The organism is Faecalimonas hominis (genome assembly GCF_054660755.1).
The window spans coordinates 42,904-64,439 of sequence record NZ_BAAHSH010000044.1 but is presented as its reverse complement, the minus strand read 5'-3'; the positions used below and the strand labels follow the sequence as shown (position 1 = coordinate 64,439).

Annotated in this window: 31 protein-coding genes; 2 read left to right on the top strand and 29 right to left on the bottom strand. The window is 37.1% G+C overall.

Translation table 11 applies throughout. The features are described from left to right. Positions 1–223 precede the first annotated feature (223 nt). From ACYQ35_RS08340 to ACYQ35_RS08330, 3 genes are read right to left on the bottom strand one after another with little or no spacing between them, the layout of a single operon-like run. On the bottom strand, positions 224–1,057 hold the full coding sequence (locus tag ACYQ35_RS08340) for an undecaprenyl-diphosphate phosphatase (protein WP_009461260.1): 834 nt from the start codon (positions 1,055–1,057) through the stop codon (positions 224–226). A gap of 16 nt (positions 1,058–1,073) precedes the next feature. Continuing rightward, positions 1,074–1,904 carry a Cof-type HAD-IIB family hydrolase gene (locus tag ACYQ35_RS08335; RefSeq protein ID WP_009461261.1) on the bottom strand — a complete coding sequence of 277 codons (831 nt, stop codon included), beginning with the start codon at positions 1,902–1,904 and terminating at the stop codon, positions 1,074–1,076. Then, positions 1,888–2,475: a hypothetical protein gene (locus ACYQ35_RS08330; RefSeq protein ID WP_009461262.1), complete on the bottom strand. Its 588-nt coding sequence runs from the start codon at positions 2,473–2,475 to the stop codon at positions 1,888–1,890. Before ACYQ35_RS08330 ends, ACYQ35_RS08335 begins: the two co-directional genes overlap by 17 nt. A 142-nt stretch (positions 2,476–2,617) precedes the next feature. Between ACYQ35_RS08330 and ACYQ35_RS08325 the strand changes: the two genes are divergently transcribed. Then, a complete protein-coding gene (locus ACYQ35_RS08325) occupies positions 2,618–3,676 on the top strand; it encodes a cell wall hydrolase (RefSeq protein WP_459832170.1) in 1,059 nt (352 codons plus the stop codon). Positions 3,677–3,734: 58 nt separating this feature from the next. On the opposite strand, the gene ACYQ35_RS08320 is transcribed toward ACYQ35_RS08325, so the two are convergent. Beyond that, on the bottom strand, positions 3,735–4,490 hold the full coding sequence (locus tag ACYQ35_RS08320) for an aminoglycoside phosphotransferase family protein (RefSeq protein WP_009461264.1): 756 nt from the start codon (positions 4,488–4,490) through the stop codon (positions 3,735–3,737). 550 nt (positions 4,491–5,040) lie between these two features. Then, a complete protein-coding gene (gene adhE / locus ACYQ35_RS08315; protein ID WP_009461265.1) occupies positions 5,041–7,653 on the bottom strand; it encodes a bifunctional acetaldehyde-CoA/alcohol dehydrogenase in 2,613 nt (870 codons plus the stop codon). A gap of 259 nt (positions 7,654–7,912) precedes the next feature. Between adhE and ACYQ35_RS08310 the strand changes: the two genes are divergently transcribed. Continuing rightward, entirely contained in the window at positions 7,913–8,185 is a 273-nt protein-coding gene (locus ACYQ35_RS08310; protein WP_009461266.1) for a hypothetical protein, read from the top strand. Positions 8,186–8,215: 30 nt separating this feature from the next. Here the strand turns inward: ACYQ35_RS08310 and ACYQ35_RS08305 are convergent, their stop codons facing one another. From ACYQ35_RS08305 to rpsQ, 24 genes are all read right to left on the bottom strand, one after another. Then, complete coding sequence (locus tag ACYQ35_RS08305) at positions 8,216–9,559, bottom strand: S41 family peptidase (RefSeq protein WP_459832161.1); 1,344 nt, start codon at positions 9,557–9,559, stop codon at positions 8,216–8,218. A 55-nt stretch (positions 9,560–9,614) separates the two neighbouring features. After that, positions 9,615–9,773 carry a hypothetical protein gene (locus ACYQ35_RS08300; protein WP_459832157.1) on the bottom strand — a complete coding sequence of 53 codons (159 nt, stop codon included), beginning with the start codon at positions 9,771–9,773 and terminating at the stop codon, positions 9,615–9,617. Between the two features lie 79 nt (positions 9,774–9,852). Then, positions 9,853–10,380: a bL17 family ribosomal protein gene (locus ACYQ35_RS08295; protein ID WP_009461268.1), complete on the bottom strand. Its 528-nt coding sequence runs from the start codon at positions 10,378–10,380 to the stop codon at positions 9,853–9,855. Positions 10,381–10,542: 162 nt separating this feature from the next. Further along, positions 10,543–11,502 (bottom strand): DNA-directed RNA polymerase subunit alpha, encoded by a 960-nt coding sequence (locus tag ACYQ35_RS08290; RefSeq protein ID WP_009461269.1) that lies wholly within the window; start codon positions 11,500–11,502, stop codon positions 10,543–10,545. 63 nt (positions 11,503–11,565) lie between these two features. Then, entirely contained in the window at positions 11,566–12,159 is a 594-nt protein-coding gene (rpsD, locus tag ACYQ35_RS08285) for a 30S ribosomal protein S4 (RefSeq protein ID WP_009461271.1), read from the bottom strand. Positions 12,160–12,176: 17 nt separating this feature from the next. Beyond that, the gene (gene rpsK, locus ACYQ35_RS08280; protein ID WP_009461273.1) at positions 12,177–12,572 is read right to left on the bottom strand and encodes a 30S ribosomal protein S11; all 396 of its coding nucleotides are present in this window, start codon (positions 12,570–12,572) and stop codon (positions 12,177–12,179) included. 99 nt (positions 12,573–12,671) lie between these two features. Continuing rightward, on the bottom strand, positions 12,672–13,040 hold the full coding sequence (gene rpsM, locus ACYQ35_RS08275; protein ID WP_009461275.1) for a 30S ribosomal protein S13: 369 nt from the start codon (positions 13,038–13,040) through the stop codon (positions 12,672–12,674). A gap of 301 nt (positions 13,041–13,341) precedes the next feature. Further along, positions 13,342–13,455 carry a 50S ribosomal protein L36 gene (gene rpmJ / locus ACYQ35_RS08270; RefSeq protein ID WP_003497809.1) on the bottom strand — a complete coding sequence of 38 codons (114 nt, stop codon included), beginning with the start codon at positions 13,453–13,455 and terminating at the stop codon, positions 13,342–13,344. Between the two features lie 118 nt (positions 13,456–13,573). Further along, positions 13,574–13,792, bottom strand: a complete 219-nt coding sequence (gene infA / locus ACYQ35_RS08265; protein ID WP_004607275.1) for a translation initiation factor IF-1 — start codon at positions 13,790–13,792, stop codon at positions 13,574–13,576. 1 nt (position 13,793) lies between these two features. Next, on the bottom strand, positions 13,794–14,045 hold the full coding sequence (locus ACYQ35_RS08260; protein ID WP_009461288.1) for an RNA-binding protein: 252 nt from the start codon (positions 14,043–14,045) through the stop codon (positions 13,794–13,796). An 11-nt stretch (positions 14,046–14,056) separates the two neighbouring features. Next, entirely contained in the window at positions 14,057–14,812 is a 756-nt protein-coding gene (gene map, locus ACYQ35_RS08255) for a type I methionyl aminopeptidase (protein WP_009461290.1), read from the bottom strand. A gap of 4 nt (positions 14,813–14,816) precedes the next feature. After that, positions 14,817–15,461, bottom strand: a complete 645-nt coding sequence (locus ACYQ35_RS08250) for an adenylate kinase (RefSeq protein ID WP_009461292.1) — start codon at positions 15,459–15,461, stop codon at positions 14,817–14,819. 106 nt (positions 15,462–15,567) lie between these two features. Beyond that, entirely contained in the window at positions 15,568–16,884 is a 1,317-nt protein-coding gene (secY, locus tag ACYQ35_RS08245) for a preprotein translocase subunit SecY (RefSeq protein WP_009461294.1), read from the bottom strand. After that, the gene (gene rplO, locus ACYQ35_RS08240; protein ID WP_009461296.1) at positions 16,885–17,325 is read right to left on the bottom strand and encodes a 50S ribosomal protein L15; all 441 of its coding nucleotides are present in this window, start codon (positions 17,323–17,325) and stop codon (positions 16,885–16,887) included. Between the two features lie 23 nt (positions 17,326–17,348). After that, positions 17,349–17,528, bottom strand: coding sequence for a 50S ribosomal protein L30 (gene rpmD, locus ACYQ35_RS08235; protein ID WP_009461298.1), 180 nt, complete (start codon positions 17,526–17,528; stop codon positions 17,349–17,351). Positions 17,529–17,542: 14 nt separating this feature from the next. Next, a complete protein-coding gene (rpsE, locus tag ACYQ35_RS08230) occupies positions 17,543–18,052 on the bottom strand; it encodes a 30S ribosomal protein S5 (protein ID WP_009461300.1) in 510 nt (169 codons plus the stop codon). Positions 18,053–18,066: 14 nt separating this feature from the next. Continuing rightward, the gene (rplR, locus tag ACYQ35_RS08225; protein ID WP_009461302.1) at positions 18,067–18,435 is read right to left on the bottom strand and encodes a 50S ribosomal protein L18; all 369 of its coding nucleotides are present in this window, start codon (positions 18,433–18,435) and stop codon (positions 18,067–18,069) included. A 17-nt stretch (positions 18,436–18,452) separates the two neighbouring features. Next, the gene (gene rplF / locus ACYQ35_RS08220; RefSeq protein ID WP_009461304.1) at positions 18,453–18,995 is read right to left on the bottom strand and encodes a 50S ribosomal protein L6; all 543 of its coding nucleotides are present in this window, start codon (positions 18,993–18,995) and stop codon (positions 18,453–18,455) included. 279 nt (positions 18,996–19,274) lie between these two features. Beyond that, entirely contained in the window at positions 19,275–19,676 is a 402-nt protein-coding gene (gene rpsH, locus ACYQ35_RS08215; RefSeq protein WP_009461306.1) for a 30S ribosomal protein S8, read from the bottom strand. A 117-nt stretch (positions 19,677–19,793) separates the two neighbouring features. Continuing rightward, positions 19,794–19,979, bottom strand: coding sequence for a type Z 30S ribosomal protein S14 (locus tag ACYQ35_RS08210; RefSeq protein ID WP_009461308.1), 186 nt, complete (start codon positions 19,977–19,979; stop codon positions 19,794–19,796). Positions 19,980–19,996: 17 nt separating this feature from the next. Beyond that, on the bottom strand, positions 19,997–20,536 hold the full coding sequence (rplE, locus tag ACYQ35_RS08205) for a 50S ribosomal protein L5 (RefSeq protein ID WP_009461310.1): 540 nt from the start codon (positions 20,534–20,536) through the stop codon (positions 19,997–19,999). Between the two features lie 23 nt (positions 20,537–20,559). Then, on the bottom strand, positions 20,560–20,871 hold the full coding sequence (gene rplX, locus ACYQ35_RS08200) for a 50S ribosomal protein L24 (RefSeq protein WP_009461312.1): 312 nt from the start codon (positions 20,869–20,871) through the stop codon (positions 20,560–20,562). Between the two features lie 12 nt (positions 20,872–20,883). Then, a complete protein-coding gene (gene rplN, locus ACYQ35_RS08195; RefSeq protein WP_009461314.1) occupies positions 20,884–21,252 on the bottom strand; it encodes a 50S ribosomal protein L14 in 369 nt (122 codons plus the stop codon). Positions 21,253–21,273: 21 nt separating this feature from the next. Beyond that, positions 21,274–21,528, bottom strand: coding sequence for a 30S ribosomal protein S17 (rpsQ, locus tag ACYQ35_RS08190; RefSeq protein WP_009461316.1), 255 nt, complete (start codon positions 21,526–21,528; stop codon positions 21,274–21,276). Between the last annotated feature and the right edge of the window lie 8 nt (positions 21,529–21,536).

The window sequence follows — 21,536 nt, the reverse complement described above, 5'->3', positions numbered from 1 at the left end:
ATAGTTAATCTGTCTTCTAAAGATAAAAATTTTGCCATGTCGGCTCCTTTCTATGCCGCCATTAACAAGAAGATTAACAAAAAAGGAACCAGGATGAAACTGGCTCCGAAAAATGTTTGTAAAGGAAAAACTATACTTTTCCTTTATATAGATTTGTAACACATAAACCAACATGTAGACGGATTAGGTATGGAAATTCGGTTTACAATTGAGGTTTTTTCTATTACATCATAAAGAACGTTCCAAGTACGATAATACCTAACACAATTCGGTATACGCCAAATACTTTGAAATCGTTTTTCTTAATATATCCCATTAAGAATTTAATTGCCAAAACGGACACAATAAACGCCGTCAGACAACCCACAATTAGGATTGCAACTTCCAGTCCCGTAATTCCAATTCCCGACAACATAAACTTCAATATTTTCAATCCACTTGCGCCAACCATAACCGGAATGGCAAGGAAAAATGTAAATTCTGCCGCAATATATCTCGAAGTTCCCAAAAGTAATGCACCTACGATTGTCGCACCTGAACGTGATGTTCCCGGAACAAGCGCCAATACCTGCCAAACACCGATAACGAGCGCCATCTGATAAGATAACTGTGAAAATTTTGTAACAGACGGTGTCTTATTTTTATTTCTGTTTTCCACAACAATAAATAAAATACCGTAAATAATCAACATCGCTGCAACGACAACTGAATTATGCAAATGTTCGTCCATCCAGTCGTCTAACGGAATTCCGATAATCATTGCCGGAAGACAGGCAATCGCAACTTTTATCCACAACTGAAGTGTCTGCGTTTTCTGCTTTGGACTTTTTCGCTTAGAAAATGGATTTAATTTATGGAAATATAAAATTACTACCGCCATAATTGCTCCCAACTGAATAACAACATTAAACATTTCCATAAACTGTTTGCTTGCGTCCAACTGGACAATCTGATTCACCAAAATCAAATGTCCCGTACTGCTAATCGGTAACCATTCGGTAATTCCCTCCACAATTCCAAGAAAAACCGTTTTCAACATTTCAAAAAAAATCTCCATATTTTTCCTCCTCGTCTTATGCTAATGCAAATTTTTCAATTGCTTTTGCCACACCATCATTCTCATTTGTATCCGTCACATAGTCTGCAGCCTGTTTTACTTTCTCCACTGCATTTTCCATGGCAACTCCAAATCCCACTGCCTTCAACATCTCAAAATCGTTCATGCCGTCTCCACATGCCATAATTTCGTCCCGCTCTATTCCGAGCAGAGTTCCTAATCGCAGCAGTCCTTCACCCTTGTTCACACCGAACATATTCACTTCTATATTGTTCGATATTGCAGAGGTAGCCGTGACGCCTTGCACAGTTTTTACTTCTTCAAACGCCTGCTCCCTCTCTTTCAGACCGCTGAACATCACATGGACTTTATCCACGCGCACTTCTTTATCTTCCAACAATTCTTCCATATTCTCCACCGGTTTTCGGCATGACCGGGCATAGCGTGCCATACTCTCTGACTCCGCATAATTTTCTATGTTCTCTAAATCTGACCGGTTTGTATACCCCTGTCCGTCAATAAATATTTCTTTATAAGTATCGTATGCCGAAAAGAGTTGAAGCAGTTCCTTCGTCTTCTCAGTTGACATTGTACATTTGCTGATGATTCTATTCTCTTTTATATCCACAATTCTCGCCCCATTTGACGTCAGTGCATAACGGATACCGTCAATGTCAAGCACTTCTTTTGGTATTCCCGTAAGCGGCCTTCCTGTCGCGACAACGATGACAATTCCTCTCTCAATCGCACGGCAAAGAACCTCTCTGCTGTGATCAGTCAGTTCTTTGTTATTATTCAGCAATGTACCGTCACAGTCAAGACCAATCATCTTAATCTGTTTCCCCATAAACTGTCAATTCCTTTCTCTTTCGTACAAATCGAAATATCTGAAGACTGATTTTATCCTTATTTCTCTCGTACGCCTGTCTTGCATACTCTTTCATGTAAGAAAGTTTTTCTTTCTCTTTCATAGGCAGAAATACAACCGTATCTTTCGCAGGTGCAATAATCAGCAGATCATCTTTCAGTTTCTCGGCACACATCGTCCATATCTGTCGAAAACAGAGAGCGCTCGCCTCATGGAACCCGTCTGCCACAATACCAAATCCGCCATATAATGTTTGCGAAATAACAAATTTCACATCTCTCACCAGATTTGCACAGGCAATATGGTAAAGTTCTTCTATATTGCAATCATCAGGCAGCATTTTATCCCTTATTATCTCATATGTGTCATTCCCCCTGTTGATTACCAAAACAATATGCAAATCTCCCACAAATGTAATAAGAGGTGTATCCTTTGCTGAAATCTCTTTCCCATTTATCACCTGACAGTCGATAAGTTCACCTTTTACCCACGGATAAATTTTATCTTTTATCTTATCCAAACGATAATGTTCTTCTTCATACTTTCTCATGTATTTTCCTCTTTGTCTATTTCAATTTTCTCTTATCATATCAAAATTTGCAAAAAATATCAAATTATAGTAGAATAAAAATGATACTTATCACAATAAGGTGCATATGGAGACTTTGGTTTCATTGAGAAAGGAATACATAATGAATATAATACAAAAACGTAGGAAAAAAGTTTTTGCCCTATTGACTGCTGCCACTCTTTGTTTTTCAAGTCCTTTTACCTATGTACTACATGCTGAGAATACTACACAGAAACAGCAAGATTTGGAAAATAATTTGAATGAGTTAAATAAAGATAAGGACGCGACAGGAAAAAATCTGTCTGCTGCCACCTCATCTTTATCAAAAACCATGAAAGAAATTTCAACAACCCAGCAGGAACTGGCTTTGGCAAAAGTACGCGAAAATGGACAGTATGAACTGATGAAAAAGAGGATTAAATACATCTATGAGTCCGGCTCAGCAAGTCTGTTATCCATGCTTTTTGAGTCTGAATCCATGGCAGACTTATTAAACAAAGCGGAATTCATCTCCACAGTCAGCGAATATGACCGCACTATGCTGGAGAAATTGCAGACTCTGCATTCAAGCATTGCCAAAAAGGAAAAAGAGTTGCGTCAGCAACAGAAAAATTTTGAGAAACAGAAAAAAGATCTGGAAGAAAAATACGAACAACTTTCATCGAAAATAACAGATACTTCCAATGAACTGAACGACTATAAAAAACAGTTGGCCGAAGCAGAGGCTCTCGCCAAGGCAACCCAAAGCCTTCTTGACAAAAAACCTGCTGAAGAGCCTAGTAAACCGGACAGCAAGCCGGAGGAAAAACCCGATAACAAACCCGCTCCCCCTTCTGCCGCGGAAGATTTGGCATTATTTGCAGGTATTTTAGAATGCGAGGCGGGCTCGAGCGATTACAACGCTTTGCTTGCCGTTGCAACCGTTATTATGAACCGTGTGGAAAGTCCAAAGTATCCCAACACACTATCAGGGGTCATCTATCAAAGCGGACAATTTTCACCTACCTGGACGGGAAAATTGAATAAAGTTTTAGAACGCGGACCAAAAAAACTATGTTATCAGGTCGCACAGGACGCCCTTGCCGGTGCAAGATTGGATTCCGTCCGAAACTGTTATTCTTTCCGTGCAGCAACTAGCGGACATGACGGTATTATTGTTGGGGGAAATGTATTTTTTTAATTAGATTCACAAAAATGAGAGGACGCCTTATCAGGCACAATCCTCTCATTTTTTGCTTCTATTGATAATCGAATACGTCAATCCATTTCATCAGAAATTCTTTTTCCATCTCATTATTCTTCGTCAATTGTGCCGCTGCTACGATTGGGAGCCACTGCTGTACATATTGTTTTGCCGTATCACTCTTCTTACAGAATAATTTCAAATATAAATCCGCTGTTTCCTGATCTTTCAAGGCAAATAACAGATATGTCATCGCTGCGTCAGCACTTGCATTTCCCTGTGTCGCATGCGCCCAGTCAACAACCGTCATCTTTCCGTTCTTTCCGACAATTACGTTACTTGGGTTAAAATCACCATGACACACTTTATCGTGTTTCGGCATGCTTTCCAATCTTGTTAAAAGTTCATATCTTGCTGTCGCATCTAATTCTTTTAAACTGTTAATCTGACGTGCAAGTTTGTCTTTCAATTTGTTCAATAATGGTGCTTTTTTACTGTGAACCTGTAACTGCAAATCCACAAAATCTTCCATATATTTTTCAAGATTCTTGGAATCCACCTGCATCATCTCAGCGAGTGTCTTTCCTTCTTTGTATTCGATGACAACCGCCCATTTTCCGTCCACTTCACTTACACTTTTTACTTTAGGAATATCAAGACCTGTCTCTTCCACTCTGGCAGTATTCAGCGCTTCATTAAATACGTCTGATTTCAAATGAGTCTTCTCGAATACTTTCACAATACCTTCATCACATTTGTACACTTCTTTATATGCACGTTTTACGATTAAATTACTTTTATCCAGTTTCATAAGTCATACCTCCTATAGTTTTCCTCGTTCTTTATTTGATAATTATATTATACACCTCTCTCTCTTAAATGCAATAGTTTTTTAAATAATTTTTAACAATCTTTTTTATAATATTTTTATTGTCTTTTATTTAACAATCCGTTTCATTCTTTTTGAACCGGTTGCATATTTTTCACTTTTATGCAAAAGTCATAACGCTTCGTGTATGATAAATGAATATGGAAGATATACCACTACCGTACAAAAGTACATTTTAAACAATATCCTCTGTATCAGCCAGATTTTTACAATATTGAAATATAATTCAGGAAATTGTGTCCGATTATACCTGAATAATCTGATTAAACAGGCCTCTTTCCTTTGGGATTTCGCCCTTTCAGTATCATTTGAAAATGTTTTTACTTATAATCCCATCGGAAAGGGCAAGGAATCCCATAAATACGTTGATTTTTTTGAAAAAAGTCAAAAAGGGACGGGGTAAACCGCAATTGGGGACGTAGTGATTTGTGATTTCACTACGTCCCCAATTGGGCGTTTCAAACAATTCTGATTATTTTCCGTAATATACTCTTAAGTACATTTCTTTGATTTCTTTCATCAATGGATATCTTGGGTTAGCACCTGTACACTGATCGTCAAATGCCTGTTCTACCATTTCATCTAATGTATCTAAGAAGTATTTTTCATCTACTCCGTATTCTTTGATTGTTTTCTTAATTCCAACTTTTTCTTTTAATTCATCAATCTTAACTAAGAATTTTTCAAATGTTTCTTTGTCGTCTTTTCCTACAACACCACAGAATCTAGCACATTCAGCATATCTTTCTAATGCGTGTGGATACTGGTACTGTGAGAATGTTCCCATTTTTGTAGGTACATCTGTTGCATTGAATTTCATTACTTCATTAATTAATAATGCGTTTGCAACACCGTGTGGTAAGTGGTGGAATGCACCTAATTTATGTGCCATTGAGTGGCATACTCCAAGGAAAGCATTAGCGAATGCCATACCTGCCATACAAGAAGCATCTGCCATTTTTTCTCTTGCTTTAGGATCATTTGCACCGTTTTCGTATGCTGATGGTAAATATTCAAAGATGTTTTTCATTGCTTTTAAAGCAAGTCCATCTGTGTAGTCTGTTGCCATGATAGATGCGTATGCTTCTAATGCGTGTGTTAAAGCATCGATACCGGAAGCACTTGTAAGTCCTTTTGGCTGGCTCATCATGTTGTCTGCATCAATAATAGCCATTTTAGGAAGTAATTCATAATCTGCTAATGGATATTTTACTCCTGTTTTTTCATCTGTGATAACTGCGAATGGTGTTACCTCAGAACCTGTTCCTGAAGATGTAGGGATTGCTACAAAGTATGCTTTTTCACCCATTTTAGGGAATGTGTATACTCTCTTACGGATATCCATAAAGCGCATAGCCATATCCATGAAGTCTGCTTCCGGGTGTTCATACATTACCCACATAATCTTACCTGCGTCCATTGCTGAACCACCACCAAGAGCGATGATAACGTCTGGGCCAAATGCTCTCATTGCCTCTGCTCCTGCTTTTGCACAAGCAAGTGTTGGGTCCGGTGCTACTTCGTAGAAGCATGTGTGCTGGATTCCCATTTCATCTAATTTTTCTTCGATACCTTTTACATATCCGTTGTGGTATAAGAAACTGTCAGTTACGATAAATGCTTTCTTTTTACCCATTACTGTTCCAAGTTCATCAAGTGCAACAGGCATACAACCTTTTTTGAAGTAAACCTTTTCAGGTGCTCTAAACCAAAGCATATTTTCTCTCCTCTCGGCAACTGTTTTAATGTTAATTAAATGTCTTACACCAACGTTTTCAGATACAGAGTTTCCACCCCATGAACCACAACCTAATGTAAGAGACGGTGCCAACTTGAAGTTGTAAAGATCACCGATTCCACCGTGAGAAGAAGGTGTATTTACTAAAATACGGCAAGTTTTCATTGCTGCTGCATGTTTTGCTAATTTTTCTGTCTGTGCAGGGTGAATGTAAATAGAAGATGTATGTCCATATCCACCGTCTGCTACTAACTGTTCTGCTTTTGCAATCGCTTCATCAAATGTTTTTGCTTTGTACATTGCAAGTACAGGAGATAATTTTTCATGTGCAAATTCTTCTGAAATATCTACTGATTCAACTTCACCAATTAAAATCTTAGTTTCTTCAGGAACTTTCACTCCTGCAAGTGCAGCGATTGTATGTGCTGACTGTCCAACGATTTTTGCATTTAATGCTCCGTTGATGATAATTGTTTTACGAACTTTTTCAATTTCGTCTTTCTTTAAGAAGTAGCAGCCGCGAAGTGCAAATTCTTCTTTTACTTCTTTATATACGCCTTCCAAAACAGTTACTGACTGTTCTGAAGCACAAATCATACCATTATCAAATGTTTTTGAATGAATGATTGAGTTTACTGCCATCTTTACATCTGCCGTATCATCAATGATAACCGGTGTGTTACCTGCACCTACACCAAGCGCCGGTTTTCCTGAAGAGTATGCTGCTTTAACCATACCAGGACCACCTGTAGCAAGGATTGTGTCTGCACCTTTCATTACTTCATTTGTCAATTCAAGTGATGGTACGTCAATCCAACCGATGATTCCTTCCGGTGCACCTGCTTTAACTGCTGCATCTAAAACAACTTTTGCTGCTGCGATTGTAGATGCTTTTGCACGTGGGTGTGGGCTGATGATAATTGCATTTCTTGTTTTTAATGCAATCAATGTTTTGAAAATCGCTGTTGATGTTGGGTTAGTTGTTGGAATAACCGCTGCGATTAAACCGATTGGTTCTGCAACTTTTTTAATTCCGTATGCTTTATCTTCTTCAATTACTCCGCAAGTTTTTGTATCTTTATATGCGTTGTAAATATATTCTGCTGCGTAATGATTTTTAATTACTTTGTCTTCAACGATACCCATTCCTGTTTCTTCTACTGCCATTTTTGCTAATGGGATACGCTGTTTATTTGCTGCTAAAGCAGCTTCAAAAAAGATTTTATCTACTTGTTCCTGTGTAAATGTAGCAAATACTTTCTGTGCTTCTCTCATCGCTTCCATCTTTGCTGTAAGCGCTTCTACACTATCAATAATTTCCGGTACGATTTCTTTTTTCTTCGTCATTTCATTATCCTCCATGAATGAGTTCTTTTGCTTTACGTTTGTTAGTATATTCCATCGTTAAATATTTGTCAATTCATTTTTGATATTTTTTTAACGAAGAATATTCTTTCTCTGTTAAGCACAATTTTTTCACTTTTTTGTTTTATTCTATACATTTTGCACAATTCATAACACTCAACCACAATTCCTCTTCCCTATAAATCAAAATCTATGATAAACTATAAACTAAGAATATATCATAAGAAATGGAGAATGCAGAATGAAGTTAATTATTTATGGAACAAAAACATGTAAAGACTGTGTAGATGCCTTGGAAGTATTGGAACAGAAAAATGTTCGCTACTTATTTCTGGAGTTTTCCGACAGCATTGGGAATTTAAAACGTTTTTTGAAAATCCGTGACACAAATCCTATGTTTAACCCTGTGAAGGAAAAAGGCGGCATAGGTGTTCCTCTTTTCGTATTTGAGGACGGAACAATGACTTTTGAGTTGGACGATGTGCTTGCCAGAATAGATGCGGCTTCAGAGTAAAACAAAGGAGGGCGATTTGCCCTCCTTCTTCTAATTATTTAAAATTTCCTCTATTCCTTTTTCAAGCAATTCGTCCCGTCCTTCTTTAATCCCCTGTATTGTCGGAAAAATTTCTATATCCGGTTTCAGACCAACTCTCTGTGTCTGCTCTCCTTCCGCTGTATATACACCCAGTCCACTCATGTTTATTCTAAGGTCTCCCGGAAGTTTTACTTCTACTAAATCTCCATTTGCACCTCTGGACTCACTTCCAATCACAACTGCATTTGGTGACTGACGCAAAGACATAATAGTAGTTTCACTTTGACTTACACTCCTCTCGTCCATCAGTAAAATGACTTTTCCACTATACTGTGGATACTCTTTGTCTTTCATCATTCCCTTACCTACTGACATTGGAATCGCATAATACCTTCCCGGAACTGCCGGATTTGGAAAAACAAACTGTAAAACCTCTTCCATCTCCGGATTGATGTATTCCGCCATCGAATAGGCTATCACCGAAGAAGGATAATATCTTAAATCCACAATAATACCTTCTATATCCGCAAATTTTTCCATCAGTTTTTCTAAATCTCCCTCTTTCAAAGCGGAGGGATCGATATAGCCTATTTTTTCTTCCTCAATAAATCCATTTTTCTGTGGATTTTCATACATATATGGTTCTTCAGATGTGTTTACCTTCAACTTCTTTTCTTCACCGTCACGCAAAACGATAACTTCCGAAGTTTTCCCCTCTGTCTGCATAAGTTGATACTTTATTTTTGCAACAAATTTATCTTCCTCGGGAATTGCTTTATATTTTTTCAATTCTTTTATTCTTTTTTCTAGCTCTATTTCGTCAATGGAAAGAAGTATATCACCCACTTTTAAATTTTTCTCATCTTTTCCCACCTGATTGATAATCACTTTATTTTCCACATACATGAATTCACATTGTAAATAGTATTTTCCATAAAAGTTTATTAATATATCTTCATTATCTATTACTTCTAAATGCGGATCCCCTGTCTGTGCCGCCATTTCTGCTATAACAAGTGCATACTCCCTATATGTTTTCGTTTGAACCATTCTATGAATTTCCTCTTTTAATACTTCGTCCCAATCTTTCCTTGCAATTTGAACATTTGGAGAATAATATTCATATATATTCCAAAATCTAAAAAGAGAAAGTAACTTCATTCCGTCGTCATCTTCCCGAAGAGGATAGTTTTTTTCATTTGTAAAAAATGTAAGTGGCTGATTATCATAAAAAGAAGCATATGCATTTTTTCTCTCCCCGATAAATGTCTTGGACAACTTCTGCAAATAGTTACCCACATCTTTATCGAGAAACTGCTCATCATATATCCACTTACTCTCCGGCTCTCCCACATTATCTTTTTGAGGATATGTTAAATATTCTTTTGCTTTTTTATCCGTTTTCTCCTCAAAAGGAAACTTCTTTATCTATTTTCGTTCCTGAAGCAAATTCTTTATCTTTATCTCTTTCCAATTTATTTTTATCTTGGGATAAGATAAGACCAATGCACAAAATCACAACGCTGACACCGATTACACCTAAAAATATCACCTTTTTCTTCTTCATTTGAGACACCTGCCTTTTTCTTCATTATATGACAAAAGCCCCGACAGAACAACTCTGTCGAGGCTTATATTTATTATTCTTATACTAATTCAAGAAGAACTTCCATAGCGGCATCACCTTTACGTAAACCGATTTTTACGATTCTTGTGTAACCACCGTTACGGTTTGCATATTTAGGAGCAATTTCATCAAATAATTTTGCTACTAAATCAACTTCTTTAGCGCTTCTTTTTTTGCCGTCTTTTACTTCTACTACAGGATAGAGAACTTTAAGCATTTCTCTTCTTGCGTGTAATCTAGAAGGCATATCTTTTTTGATTGTTTTTTCAACTTCATCATAAACAGTAACTTTTTTACCATCTACAACTTCTTTTACTCTTTTACCGTTCTGGTCTTTACGAGCAACTTTTGCCATAACTTTAACTTCTTCAAAGTTATCTTTTTCTTTTACTGCTAAAGCGATAAGACCTTCTGCAACTTTGCGGATTTCTTTTGCTTTTGCTTCTGTAGTAACGATTTTACCGTTATTAAGTAATGCTGTTACCTGGTTTCTGATTAATGCTTTTCTCTGGCTTGATGTTCTGCCAAGTTTTCTATATTTTGCCATTTTCATTTCCTCCAATAAACACGTGGTTATGCTTCTTCGGGCTTACTAGCCATGTGCTGTTGCTGTACACTTCGGATTTATCAACAACACTCTATTCTTCGCCTAAAATTTGAATCCTCTTGAACATTAGCAGTTCAAGAAGCAGCGTCAAGGCAAAGAATTCTATTCTTCGCCTTGACTTAACTCTAAGCCAAGTTCTTTTAATTTAGCTAATACTTCTTCTAAAGATTTGCGACCAAGGTTACGCACCTTCATCATATCTTCTGAAGTTCTGTTTGTTAATTCTTCAACAGTATTGATGCCTGCTCTCTTTAAGCAGTTGTATGAACGAACAGAAAGTTCTAATTCGTCAATACTCATCTCTAATACTTTTTCTTTTTCATCGTCTTCTTTTTCAATCATAACTTCCGCTGCCTGAGCAACTTCTGATAAGTCGATGAATAATTTCAAATGTTCATTAAGAACTTTTGCTGCTAAACTTACCGCTTCGTCCGGTGCTAATGTACCGTTTGTATAAACGTCAAGTGTCAATTTATCAAAGTCAGTAATCTGACCTACACGAGTATTCTCTACTGTCAGATTTACTCTTTCAACAGGTGTGTAGATAGAATCAATTGGGATTACCGCGATTGGCAATTCACTGCTTTTATTCTTATCTGCACTTACATATCCTCTTCCATTTGTAATAGTGAGTTCCATGTATAATTTACTGTCTGCTCCACCATTCAATGTAGCAATTACAGTTTCCGGATTCATGATTTCAATGTCTGAATCCACCTGAATGTCTGCACCTGTTACAACACCTTCACCTTCAAACTCGATATATGCAGTTTTTGGTTCGTCTGTCTCAGAAGTGTTTTTGATTGCTAAAGATTTCAGATTCATTACAATCTCAGTAACGTCTTCTTTCACACCCGGAATAGAACTGAATTCATGTAAAACTCCATCGATTTTCACATAACTGATTGCTGACCCCGGTAAAGAAGAAAGCATGATTCTTCTTAAAGAGTTACCAAGAGTTGTTCCATACCCTCTTTCAAGAGGCTCTACAACAAATCTTCCATATTTTTTATCTTCTGAAATTTCTGTAATTTCAATATTTGGTTTATTAAAATCAAACACTACAAAGTCCCTCCTTTGGGTTATTAAAATATTGAGGGTGAATTTCTAAATAATCCTTATGGATTATTTAGAATATAATTCGACAATCAACATCTCGTCTACAGGAACATCAATTGCTTCACGAAGTGGAAGTTCTTTTACACTACCTTTTAAGTTTTCAGCGTCAACATCTAACCATTCAGGTACTAATCTTCCGCCTGTTACTTCTAAGATGTCTTTGTATCTCTGAGAACCTTTGTGTTTTTCTTTAATCTCGATTGTATCTCCGGCTTTTACTAAGTAAGAAGGAATGTTAACCTGTTTTCCGTTTACTAAAACGTGTTTGTGGTCAACAATCTGTCTTGCTTCTCTTCTTGTTCTAGCAAGACCCATACGGAATACAACATTGTCTAATCTTGATTCAAGAAGAATCATAAGGTTATCACCTGTCATACCGTTCATTTTAGAAGCTTTTGCAAAGTAGTTTCTAAAAGGTTTTTCTAAAACACCGTAGATAAATTTTGCTTTCTGTTTTTCACGTAACTGAAGACCATACTCGCTCATTTTTCTATTTGCTCTTTTTAACTGTCTGTTAGATTTTTTGTCAATTCCTAAATAGATTGGGTCCATACCTAATGAACGGCATCTTTTAAGAACTGGAACTCTATTTACTGCCATGTTCGATTATCCTCCTATTAGACTCTTCTACGTTTTGGTGGGCGACATCCGTTATGTGGAACCGGTGTTACGTCCTTAATACTTGTTACGTCAATTCCGCATGCCTGAAGCGCACGAATCGCTGCTTCTCTTCCTGATCCCGGTCCTTTTACAAATACATCTACTGTTTTAAGTCCATGTACTAATGCTGCTTTAGCTGCTGTTTCAGCCGCCATCTGTGCTGCATAAGGAGTAGATTTTCTTGAACCTCTAAATCCCAGACCACCAGCACTTGCCCATGATAAAGCATTTCCCTGTGCATCTGTTAATGTTACGATTGTGTTATTAAAAGATGATTGGATATGTGCTTGTCCGCGTTCAACGTTTTTCTTGACACGTCTTTTTGTCACTTTTTTTGTAACTTTTTTAGCCATTTAAACTAACCTACTTTCTTTTTTCTTTCTATTTTCTTTGTTGTTTCGCCTGTTCACTCAACTAAACTCATGCTACGCATTTGTCAAATTGCTTTTGGCCTATTTTTTCTTATTTGCTACTGTTCTCTTAGGACCTTTTCTTGTTCTTGCGTTTGTCTTTGTTTTCTGTCCACGAACCGGAAGTCCTCTTCTGTGGCGGATACCACGATAGCAACCGATTTCCTGTAATCTCTTAATGTTTAAAGCGATTTCTCTACGTAAATCACCTTCTACCTGATAGTTTTCATCGATTACAGCACTGATTACTTTTACTTCTTCGTCTGTTAAATCTCTACAACGAGTATCCGGATTTACTCCAGCTTTCTCTAAAATGTTATTTGCACTTACTCTACCGATTCCGTAAATGTAAGTTAATCCGATTTCTACACGTTTGTCTCTTGGTAAGTCTACACCAGCAATACGAGCCATGTAATTTTCCTCCATTTTGAATCTTAGTAAATAAATATATACAGCCCAATGCTCTGCACTGTCTGAAATGTTGTGTATATACCTATTCCCATTGGTTAATATTGTCTCAAATTGGGAAGTATCTCTACTTCCAGCTACTATAGTAGTAGCCTTTCCCGGAAATGACACCGGGTATTATAAGCAATATACATCGGAGAATGATTTCCTTGTATATTAATAGTATCTACACACCGCCTGGTGTGTCCATACTACAGCCGCCTAATTAAGTTTGTGCTTCTACGCACAAAATCGACAACGATAATTATCCTTGTCTTTGTTTGTGTTTAGGATTTTCACAGATTACTCTGATGCTTCCTTTTCTTTTAATGATTTTGCATTTTTCGCAAATTGGTTTAACTGATGATCTAACCTTCACGTCAAATCCTCCTTTCACTCCACTGCTCTGCCTACATTGATTACCGTTTATTTGCAACTCTCTCAAAACAGTTCGCTCTATATTATAGCATTATGTTTCTCTAAAAGTCAATACCTTTTTATTTATCTCTCCAGATAATTCTTCCTTTTGATAAATCGTATGGAGATAACTCCAATGTTACTTTGTCTCCCGGTAAAATCTTAATAAAATTCATACGGAGTTTACCGCTAATGTGCGCTAACACCTGGTGTCCGTTTTCCAATTCTACCTGAAACATTGCGTTTGGCAATTTTTCTACTACTGTTCCTTCAATTTCAATTACATCAGCTTTTGACATATTATGCTTCCTCCCTATTATATAATTTTAAAATTCGTTTAATGGCTACATTGTCTGTTACAGGAATATCTTCATTTATCTTTCTGATAATCTGTATATGTTTATATTTTTTCTTTTTTGGTTTCTCTACTGTCTTTACTCTTCCGTCTGCCAAATATACATATGAATCGTCCATGGCGATTATCACATATACATTATCTTTGTCATGCCCTGCTTCCGACTTCGCCAGCATTCCTACTTCAAATCTTTCCATAGTAATTTCCTTTACTTTAATAAGGTCAATAACTTCGGTTCATTTTCTGTAATCAGCACCGTATTCTCATAATGCGCAGACAAGGAACCGTCTCTTGTCACTACCGTCCAGTCATCATCAAGCCAATCCACCTGATAACCTCCTGCATTTATCATCGGCTCTATCGCCAACGTCATTCCGGCACGTAACTTCATTCCTTTTCTGTTCATCTCATAATTTGGGATTTCAGGTGCCTCATGCAGATTTACTCCTATTCCATGTCCGCACAAATCACGGACAACACCGAACCCTCTCTCCTGTGCATATCTGCCTATCGCTGCCGAAATTTCAAATAGGTAATGCCCTTCTTTTGCATATTTTATGCCCTCAAAGAAAGACTCTCTCGTTACCTTGATTAATTCTTCTGCCTCTTTACTTATCTCTCCGATACCATGTGTCCTTGCCGCATCGGAATGATATCCCTTATAGATAACGCCGGCATCGATTCCTACAATATCGCCTTCCTTCAGTATACGTTTACCGCTTGGAATCCCGTGTACAACTTCATCGTTCACGGATACGCATATAGACGCCGGATATCCATTATAGTCCAGAAAAGAAGGAATACAGCCATAACTTCTGATTACCTCTTCTCCCAACTTATCAATTTCCAAAGTCGTCATTCCCGGACGTAATGCCTTTTCAATTTCCTCATGTACGATTGCGAGTATTCTTCCCGCCTCCGTCATCAATTCTATTTCTCTGGCTGATTTTATTGATACAGGCATATTCTTATTCTCCCAGAATGTTTACGATTGCTTTGAATACATCTTCTAAATCCACTGTTCCATCTACTTCCACAAGAATGTCCTTATCTGTGTAATACTGGATAAGTGGTTGTGTCTGTTCATGGTATACACCAAGACGTTTTAAAACTGTTTCCGGTTTGTCATCGTCTCTTAAAATCAACTCTCCACCGCAAGTATCGCAAATATTTTCTACTTTTGTCGGTGCATGTACGATATGATATGTTGCTCCGCAGCCTACGCACGCTCTTCTTCCTGACATACGGTTTACGATATTCTCATCAGGCACTTCCACATTAATTGCGTAGTCCATTTTTTCTCCCAATTCAGCAAGTGCTTTGTCTAACGCCTCTGCCTGTGGGATTGTTCTTGGAAATCCGTCTAACACATATCCGTTTTTACAGTCTTCCTGCTGTACACGGTCTACTACTAAGTCAACAACTAATTCGTCCGGCACAAGAAGTCCTTCGTCCATATATGTTTTTGCTTTTTTACCTAATTCTGTTCCGTTTTTGATATTTGCTCTAAAAATATCTCCTGTAGAAATATGCGGAATCCCATATTTTTCAGCAATCTTCTTTGCCTGTGTACCTTTTCCTGCTCCTGGAGCACCCAGCATAATAATCTTCATTATTTTCCTCCTCACTGTGAGTTACATGGTTTTATAAAAATGTCTGTATAGCATTTTAGTGTTCTGCATCAACCCGTTAAACAGGCTGACACAGGACACTAAATCATTAATTATTTAAGAAACCTTTGTAATTACGTACAAGCATCTGAGATTCAATCTGTTTCAAAGTTTCCAATACAACACCTACAATAATGATAAGTGATGTTCCTGCAAAAGAAACGTTTGCTCCTAACCAGCCGTTAAATACGAATGGAATTACCTGAACAATTACAAGTCCTACTGCTCCGATAAAGATAATGTAGTTCAAAATCTTTGTCAGATATTCAACTGTTGGTTTTCCAGGACGAATTCCCGGAATAAATCCACCGCTCTTCTTCATGTTGTTTGCAATTTCTAACGGATTGAATGTAATCGATGTATAGAAATAAGCAAATAAAATAGTAAGTACGATGTAAAGGACTAATCCCCAAGAATATTTCAAATTCTCCGGATTACACCAGTTGTTTGAAGATAATCCTTTTAAAATTTCACTTCCAATTCCGCTTCCGTTACCTTTTCCTAAGAATCCGGCAATAACAACCGGAGTCTGCATTAATGAAGAAGCAAAGATTACCGGAACTACACCGGCAGTATTTACTTTTAAAGGAATAAATGTAGTCTGTCCGCCTACGCTTTTTCTTCCCTGTACTTTTTGTGAATACTGTACTGAAATTTTTCTCTGTCCGTCTTGAAGAACAATTACAAAAATAACTACAACAAGTAAAATTGCTAAAATAATTAATCCTGCAAGACCTGCTTTAGCAAGTGATTTGCCTTTCATAAATTTTGTGTAAAGTGTCATGAAATCACTAGGCATACGTGAAATAATATTAATTAATAACACGATCGAAATACCGTTTCCGATTCCTTTTTCCGTGATTCTTTCACCAACCCACATAAGAAATGCAGAACCTGCTGTCAATGTTAATACAGCAACTGCAACATTTACAAAGTTATATTTTACAAGTAATCCGCTTCTTCCGAATCCAACTGCCATTGCTGTTGATTCAACTAAAGCAAGTATTACTGTCACATAACGTGTAATTGAAGCAATTTTCTTTCTTCCGTCTTCTCCATCTTTTTGCATCTCTTCCAATTTTGGAATAGCAATTGTAAGAAGCTGCATGATAATAGATGAAGTGATGTATGGTGTAATACTCAACGCAAAAATTGACATTCTTTCTAAAGAACCACCTGTAAATGCACTGAAAAAGTTAAATGCTTCACCTGTTTGGCTTTTGAAAAAATTTTGAATATATGTTGGATCAACTCCCGGAGTCGGTAAAATTGATCCTATTCTAACGACGATTAACATTAGAAACGTATAAAAAATACGTTTTCTAACATCGTCAATCTGAAAAGCCCTACGGAATGTCTTAAGCAATTAGATCACCTCTGCTTTTCCACCAAGAGCTTCAATTTTTTCTACTGCAGATGCACTGAAAGCATTTGCCTGAACTGTAAGCTTCTTAGTTAATTCTCCATTACCAAGAATTTTTACTCCATCTCTAGGATTTTTTACAATCCCTGCTTCGATAAGTGTTTCAACTGAAACTACTGTATCGTTATCAAATGCCTCTAAAGCATCTACATTAATACCAATAATTTCTTTTGTGTTTCTGTTAGTGAAACCTCTTTTTGGTATTCTTCTGTATAATGGCATCTGTCCACCTTCAAAGCCTGGTCTTGTGCCGCCTGAACGTGCTTTCTGACCTTTGTGTCCTTTGCCCGCTGTTTTGCCGTTTCCAGAACCATGTCCACGACCTCTTCTGAAATTATCACTGTGTTTTGACCCGTCTGCAGGTCTTAAGTTTGATAAGTTCATCGTGACACCTCCTTATCCAAATATTAAACTTCTTCTACTTTTACTAAATGTCTTACCTGTTGTACCATTCCTCTTGTTGCAGCATTGTCAGGTAATTCAACTGTTTTGTTTAATTTCTTTAATCCTAACGCTTCAACTGTTTTTTTGTGTTTTGGTACAGCACCGATTGTAGATTTTACTAATGTAATTTTTAAATTTGCCATTTTCAATCTCCTCCTTAGCCTAAGATTTCTTCAACAGATTTACCGCGAAGCTTAGCTACTTCTTCTGGAGTTTTAATCTGACTTAACCCATTAATTGTAGCAAGTACTACGTTTTGTTTATTGTTAGAACCTAATGATTTTGTACGGATATTTTTGATACCTGCAAGTTCGATTACCGCACGCGCCGGACCTCCGGCGATAACTCCAGTACCTTCCGGAGCCTTTTTAAGTAATACAGATGCACTACCAAATTTACCGATTAAATCATGTGTTACACTATTGTGTTCATCTAATGCAACTGAAACCATTTTCTTCATTGCATCTTCTTTTCCTTTACGGATTGCTTCAGGAATTTCTGCTGCTTTTCCTAAACCTGCACCAACATGGCCATTTCCATCGCCAACAACTACTAAAGCTGTGAATCTGAAGTTACGACCACCTTTAACAACTTTGGTTACACGTTTGATTGATACCACTTTTTCTGTTAGTTCTAATTGACTAGCATCAATACGATTTTGTTTCATGTGTGTTCCTCCTCCTAGAATTCTAATCCAGCTTCTCTAGCTGCATCTGCTAACGCTTTGATTTTTCCCTGGTATATAAAGCCGCCTCTATCAAAGACAACAGTATTGATACCTTTTTCAATTGCTCTTTTAGCAATTACTGTTCCTAAGTATGCTGCTGCATCAACGTTGTTAGTTTTTTCTAATTCTGCTTTTACTTCTTTCTGAAGAGTAGATGCTGAAACTAGAGTATTTCCAACTGTATCGTCAATAATTTGAGCATACATATGATTATTACTTCTAAACACAGCCAAACGTGGTCTTTCAGCTGTACCGCTGAAACGGTTACGTAATTTTCTATGTTTGTTTACACGAACTTCGCTTCTTGATTTTTTACTAACCATCTTCACACTCTCCTTAATTATTTTTTACCAGTCTTACCAACTTTACGTCTGATAACTTCATCAGCATATTTAATACCTTTACCTTTATATGGTTCAGGTCTTCTCTTATCTCTGATTTCAGCTGCGTATTGGCCTACTTTTTCTTTATCGATACCTTTTACAGTAATTTTGTTCTGTCCTTCAAGCACTGTTTCAACGCCTTCCGGATCAGTCATTTCTACCGGGTGAGAGTATCCTAAGTTTAATGTTAATTTGTTTCCTGATTTTGCTGCTCTGTAACCAACACCGTTTACTTCAAGAACTTTTTCATATCCCTGAGTAACACCAACAACCATGTTGTTGATAAGTGTTCTTGTAAGACCATGTAAAGCTTTCATTCTCTTTAAGTCGCTTGGTCTTGTTACTACAACTTCTTCGCCTTCTTTTTTGATTTCCATTTCTACAGGAAGTTCTCTTACGAGAGTTCCTTTAGGACCTGTTACAGTCACTTTGTTGTTTTCAGCGATTTCAACAGTTACACCTGCTGGAATTGCTACTGGCAGTCTTCCTATACGTGACATACCTTTACCTCCTACACTTAAATTTTCGGAGCGGCGGCTTGGCCGCTCTGTTTTCAGTTGCGTGTTTTTCGCACTTAACTAGGTTTCCCACGAGTTTAGTACGAAAGTACATCTCGGCCACTTGGTGAGGTTCTTTCGAACCTAGTGGCGATGATGTTACATTGATTATCTAAGGAAGTTCTTTTCGCTAAGTTCGACAATACCTCACTAATCTCAAAGAACGACCTCGCACTAAGTTCAGCCATCGTTCACACTCGGCTTCACTAAGTTGCTTTCGGTCTACCAAACAAATGCTAAAACTTCTCCACCTACGTTAAGTTTTCTAGCTTCTTTGTCTGTGATAACACCCTGATTTGTTGAAATAATTGCTGTTCCAAGTCCGCCTAATACTCTTGGAAGTTCTTCCCTGTTTGCGTATACACGAAGACCAGGTTTTGAAATTCTCTTAAGACCTGAAATAACTTTTTCGTTTTTATCAGCACCGTATTTTAATGTGATGTGGATTGTTTTAAAACTTCCATCTTCTACGATGTCATATTTTGCAATATATCCCTCGTTAAAAAGAATATCAGCGATAGCGATTTTCATTTTAGACGCCGGAACATCTACTGTATCATGTTTAGCAGTATTTGCATTACGGATTCTTGTAAGCATATCTGCAATTGGATCTGACATTGTCATGAGTTTTTCCTCCTTTTTTACTATTGCATACGGGAGTTCTCTTCGTTATATTTAGAGAACGAATTGCGTGGTAGTTCTTTTCACTAAGTTCAAAAAACCTCGCGAAGTGTTTCCGACCTACCAGCTTGCTTTTTTAACTCCTGGAATCTGGCCTTTATAAGCTAATTCACGGAAGCATACTCTGCAGATTCCGTATTTTCTTAAATATGCGTGTGGACGTCCACAAATTTTACAACGATTATACTCTCTAGTAGAGAATTTTTGTTTACGTTGTTGTTTAATTTTCATAGATGTTTTTGCCATGAAATTGTTCCTCCCTACTATTTTGTAAATGGCATATTGAACTGAGTCAATAATTCACGAGCTTCTTCGTCAGTTTTGGCTGTTGTAACAAAGATAATATCCATACCTCTTACTTTATCGATTTTATCGTATTCGATTTCAGGGAAAATTAATTGTTCTTTAATTCCAAGAGCATAGTTACCTCTTCCATCAAATGCGTTAGGATTTACACCTCTAAAGTCACGTACACGAGGTAATGCAAGGTTGATTAAACGATCAACAAACTCATACATTTTTTCTCCTCTTAAAGTAACTTTACAACCGATAGCCATTCCTTCTCTAAGTTTGAAGTTTGCTACTGATTTTTTTGCTTTTGTAAGAACTGCTTTCTGTCCTGCAATTTTTTCAAGATCTGCTACAGCAGATTCTAACACTTTATGATTGTCTTTTGCTTCACCAACACCCATGTTGATAACAACTTTATCGAGTTTTGGCACTTCCATAATATTTTTATAACCGAATTTTTTAATCATTGCGTCAACGATTTCATTCTGGTATGTTTCTTTAAGTCTACTCAAAGTGATTTTCCTCCTTCCCTGAATTAGTCGATAACTTCGCCTGTTGATTTTGCGAAACGTACTTTTTTATCTCCGTCCATTTTGAAACCTACTCTTGTGGCTGTTCCTTTGTGAAGATACATTACGTTAGAAGCATCAATAGGTCCTTCCTGATGAATAATTCCACCATTCTGATTAGTTGCACTTGGTTTTGTGTGCTTTGTCAACATATTGACACCTTCAACTAATACTGTATTATCTTTTCTGTTTACAGCAATTACTTTGCCTTCTTTGTCTTTATCTTTTCCGGCGATTACTTTAACTGTATCACCTTTTTTAATTTTCATTGTTGACATACAGGTACCTCCTTATAGTACTTCTGGAGCTAATGAAACAATTTTCATAAATTGTTTTTCACGAAGCTCTCTCGCTACTGGTCCAAAAATACGAGTTCCTTTTGGATTCTTGTCATCTTTAATAATTACAGCAGCGTTTTCATCAAATCTGATGTAAGAACCGTCTTTACGACGTGTTTTGTTTACTGTACGAACAACTACAGCTTTAACTACATCACCTTTTTTAACAACGCCACCTGGTGTTGCGTCTTTAACAGAAGCAACAATTACATCACCAATGCTTGCATATCTTCTAGTAGAACCACCTAATACACGAATGCAAAGTAATTCTTTAGCACCTGTATTATCTGCTACTTTAAGTCTACTTTCTTGCTGTATCATGCAGGTAAACCTCCTTAAATACTATTTTACTTTTTCCATAACTTCAACAAGTCTCCATCTCTTATCTTTTGATAATGGTCTTGTTTCCATAACTTTTACCTTGTCACCGATGTTGCATTCATTTGCTTCATCATGTGCTTTCAATTTATATGTTCTCTTTACGATTTTGTTGTAAAGAGGGTGTTTTACGTGGTCTTCAACTGCAACTACGATAGTTTTATCCATTTTGTTGCTGACAACTTTACCAACACGTGTTTTTCTTAAATTTCTTTCCACAGTTTTGC

Coding starts and splice junctions, on each gene's coding strand:
- ACYQ35_RS08250 (WP_009461292.1), bottom strand. CDS start 15,461: ATGAAGATTATTATGCTGGGTGCTCCAGGAGCAGGAAAAGGTACACAG.
- adhE (WP_009461265.1), bottom strand. CDS start 7,653: ATGACGAAGAAAAAAGAAATCGTACCGGAAATTATTGATAGTGTAGAA.
- rplX (WP_009461312.1), bottom strand. CDS start 20,871: ATGTCAACAATGAAAATTAAAAAAGGTGATACAGTTAAAGTAATCGCC.
- ACYQ35_RS08325 (WP_459832170.1), top strand. CDS start 2,618: ATGAATATAATACAAAAACGTAGGAAAAAAGTTTTTGCCCTATTGACT.
- rpsK (WP_009461273.1), bottom strand. CDS start 12,572: ATGGCTAAAAAAGTTACAAAAAAAGTGACAAAAAGACGTGTCAAGAAA.
- ACYQ35_RS08210 (WP_009461308.1), bottom strand. CDS start 19,979: ATGGCAAAAACATCTATGAAAATTAAACAACAACGTAAACAAAAATTC.
- rplR (WP_009461302.1), bottom strand. CDS start 18,435: ATGGTTAGTAAAAAATCAAGAAGCGAAGTTCGTGTAAACAAACATAGA.
- ACYQ35_RS08335 (WP_009461261.1), bottom strand. CDS start 1,904: ATGGGGAAACAGATTAAGATGATTGGTCTTGACTGTGACGGTACATTG.
- ACYQ35_RS08295 (WP_009461268.1), bottom strand. CDS start 10,380: ATGGCAAAATATAGAAAACTTGGCAGAACATCAAGCCAGAGAAAAGCA.
- rpsM (WP_009461275.1), bottom strand. CDS start 13,040: ATGGCTCGTATTGCTGGTGTAGACTTACCAAGAGACAAACGTGTAGAA.
- ACYQ35_RS08340 (WP_009461260.1), bottom strand. CDS start 1,057: ATGGAGATTTTTTTTGAAATGTTGAAAACGGTTTTTCTTGGAATTGTG.
- ACYQ35_RS08260 (WP_009461288.1), bottom strand. CDS start 14,045: ATGGAAAGATTTGAAGTAGGAATGCTGGCGAAGTCGGAAGCAGGGCAT.
- rplF (WP_009461304.1), bottom strand. CDS start 18,995: ATGTCACGTATAGGAAGACTGCCAGTAGCAATTCCAGCAGGTGTAACT.
- rpsH (WP_009461306.1), bottom strand. CDS start 19,676: ATGACAATGTCAGATCCAATTGCAGATATGCTTACAAGAATCCGTAAT.
- map (WP_009461290.1), bottom strand. CDS start 14,812: ATGCCTGTATCAATAAAATCAGCCAGAGAAATAGAATTGATGACGGAG.
- rpsD (WP_009461271.1), bottom strand. CDS start 12,159: ATGGCAGTAAATAGAGTTCCAGTTCTTAAAAGATGCCGTTCATTAGGT.
- ACYQ35_RS08310 (WP_009461266.1), top strand. CDS start 7,913: ATGAAGTTAATTATTTATGGAACAAAAACATGTAAAGACTGTGTAGAT.
- rpmD (WP_009461298.1), bottom strand. CDS start 17,528: ATGGCAAATTTAAAAATTACATTAGTAAAATCTACAATCGGTGCTGTA.
- infA (WP_004607275.1), bottom strand. CDS start 13,792: ATGTCAAAAGCTGATGTAATTGAAATTGAAGGAACAGTAGTAGAAAAA.
- ACYQ35_RS08320 (WP_009461264.1), bottom strand. CDS start 4,490: ATGAAACTGGATAAAAGTAATTTAATCGTAAAACGTGCATATAAAGAA.
- ACYQ35_RS08300 (WP_459832157.1), bottom strand. CDS start 9,773: ATGAAGAAGAAAAAGGTGATATTTTTAGGTGTAATCGGTGTCAGCGTT.
- rpsE (WP_009461300.1), bottom strand. CDS start 18,052: ATGAAACAAAATCGTATTGATGCTAGTCAATTAGAACTAACAGAAAAA.
- rplO (WP_009461296.1), bottom strand. CDS start 17,325: ATGAACTTATCAAACTTAAGACCTGCAGACGGGTCAAAACACAGTGAT.
- rplN (WP_009461314.1), bottom strand. CDS start 21,252: ATGATACAGCAAGAAAGTAGACTTAAAGTAGCAGATAATACAGGTGCT.
- ACYQ35_RS08330 (WP_009461262.1), bottom strand. CDS start 2,475: ATGAGAAAGTATGAAGAAGAACATTATCGTTTGGATAAGATAAAAGAT.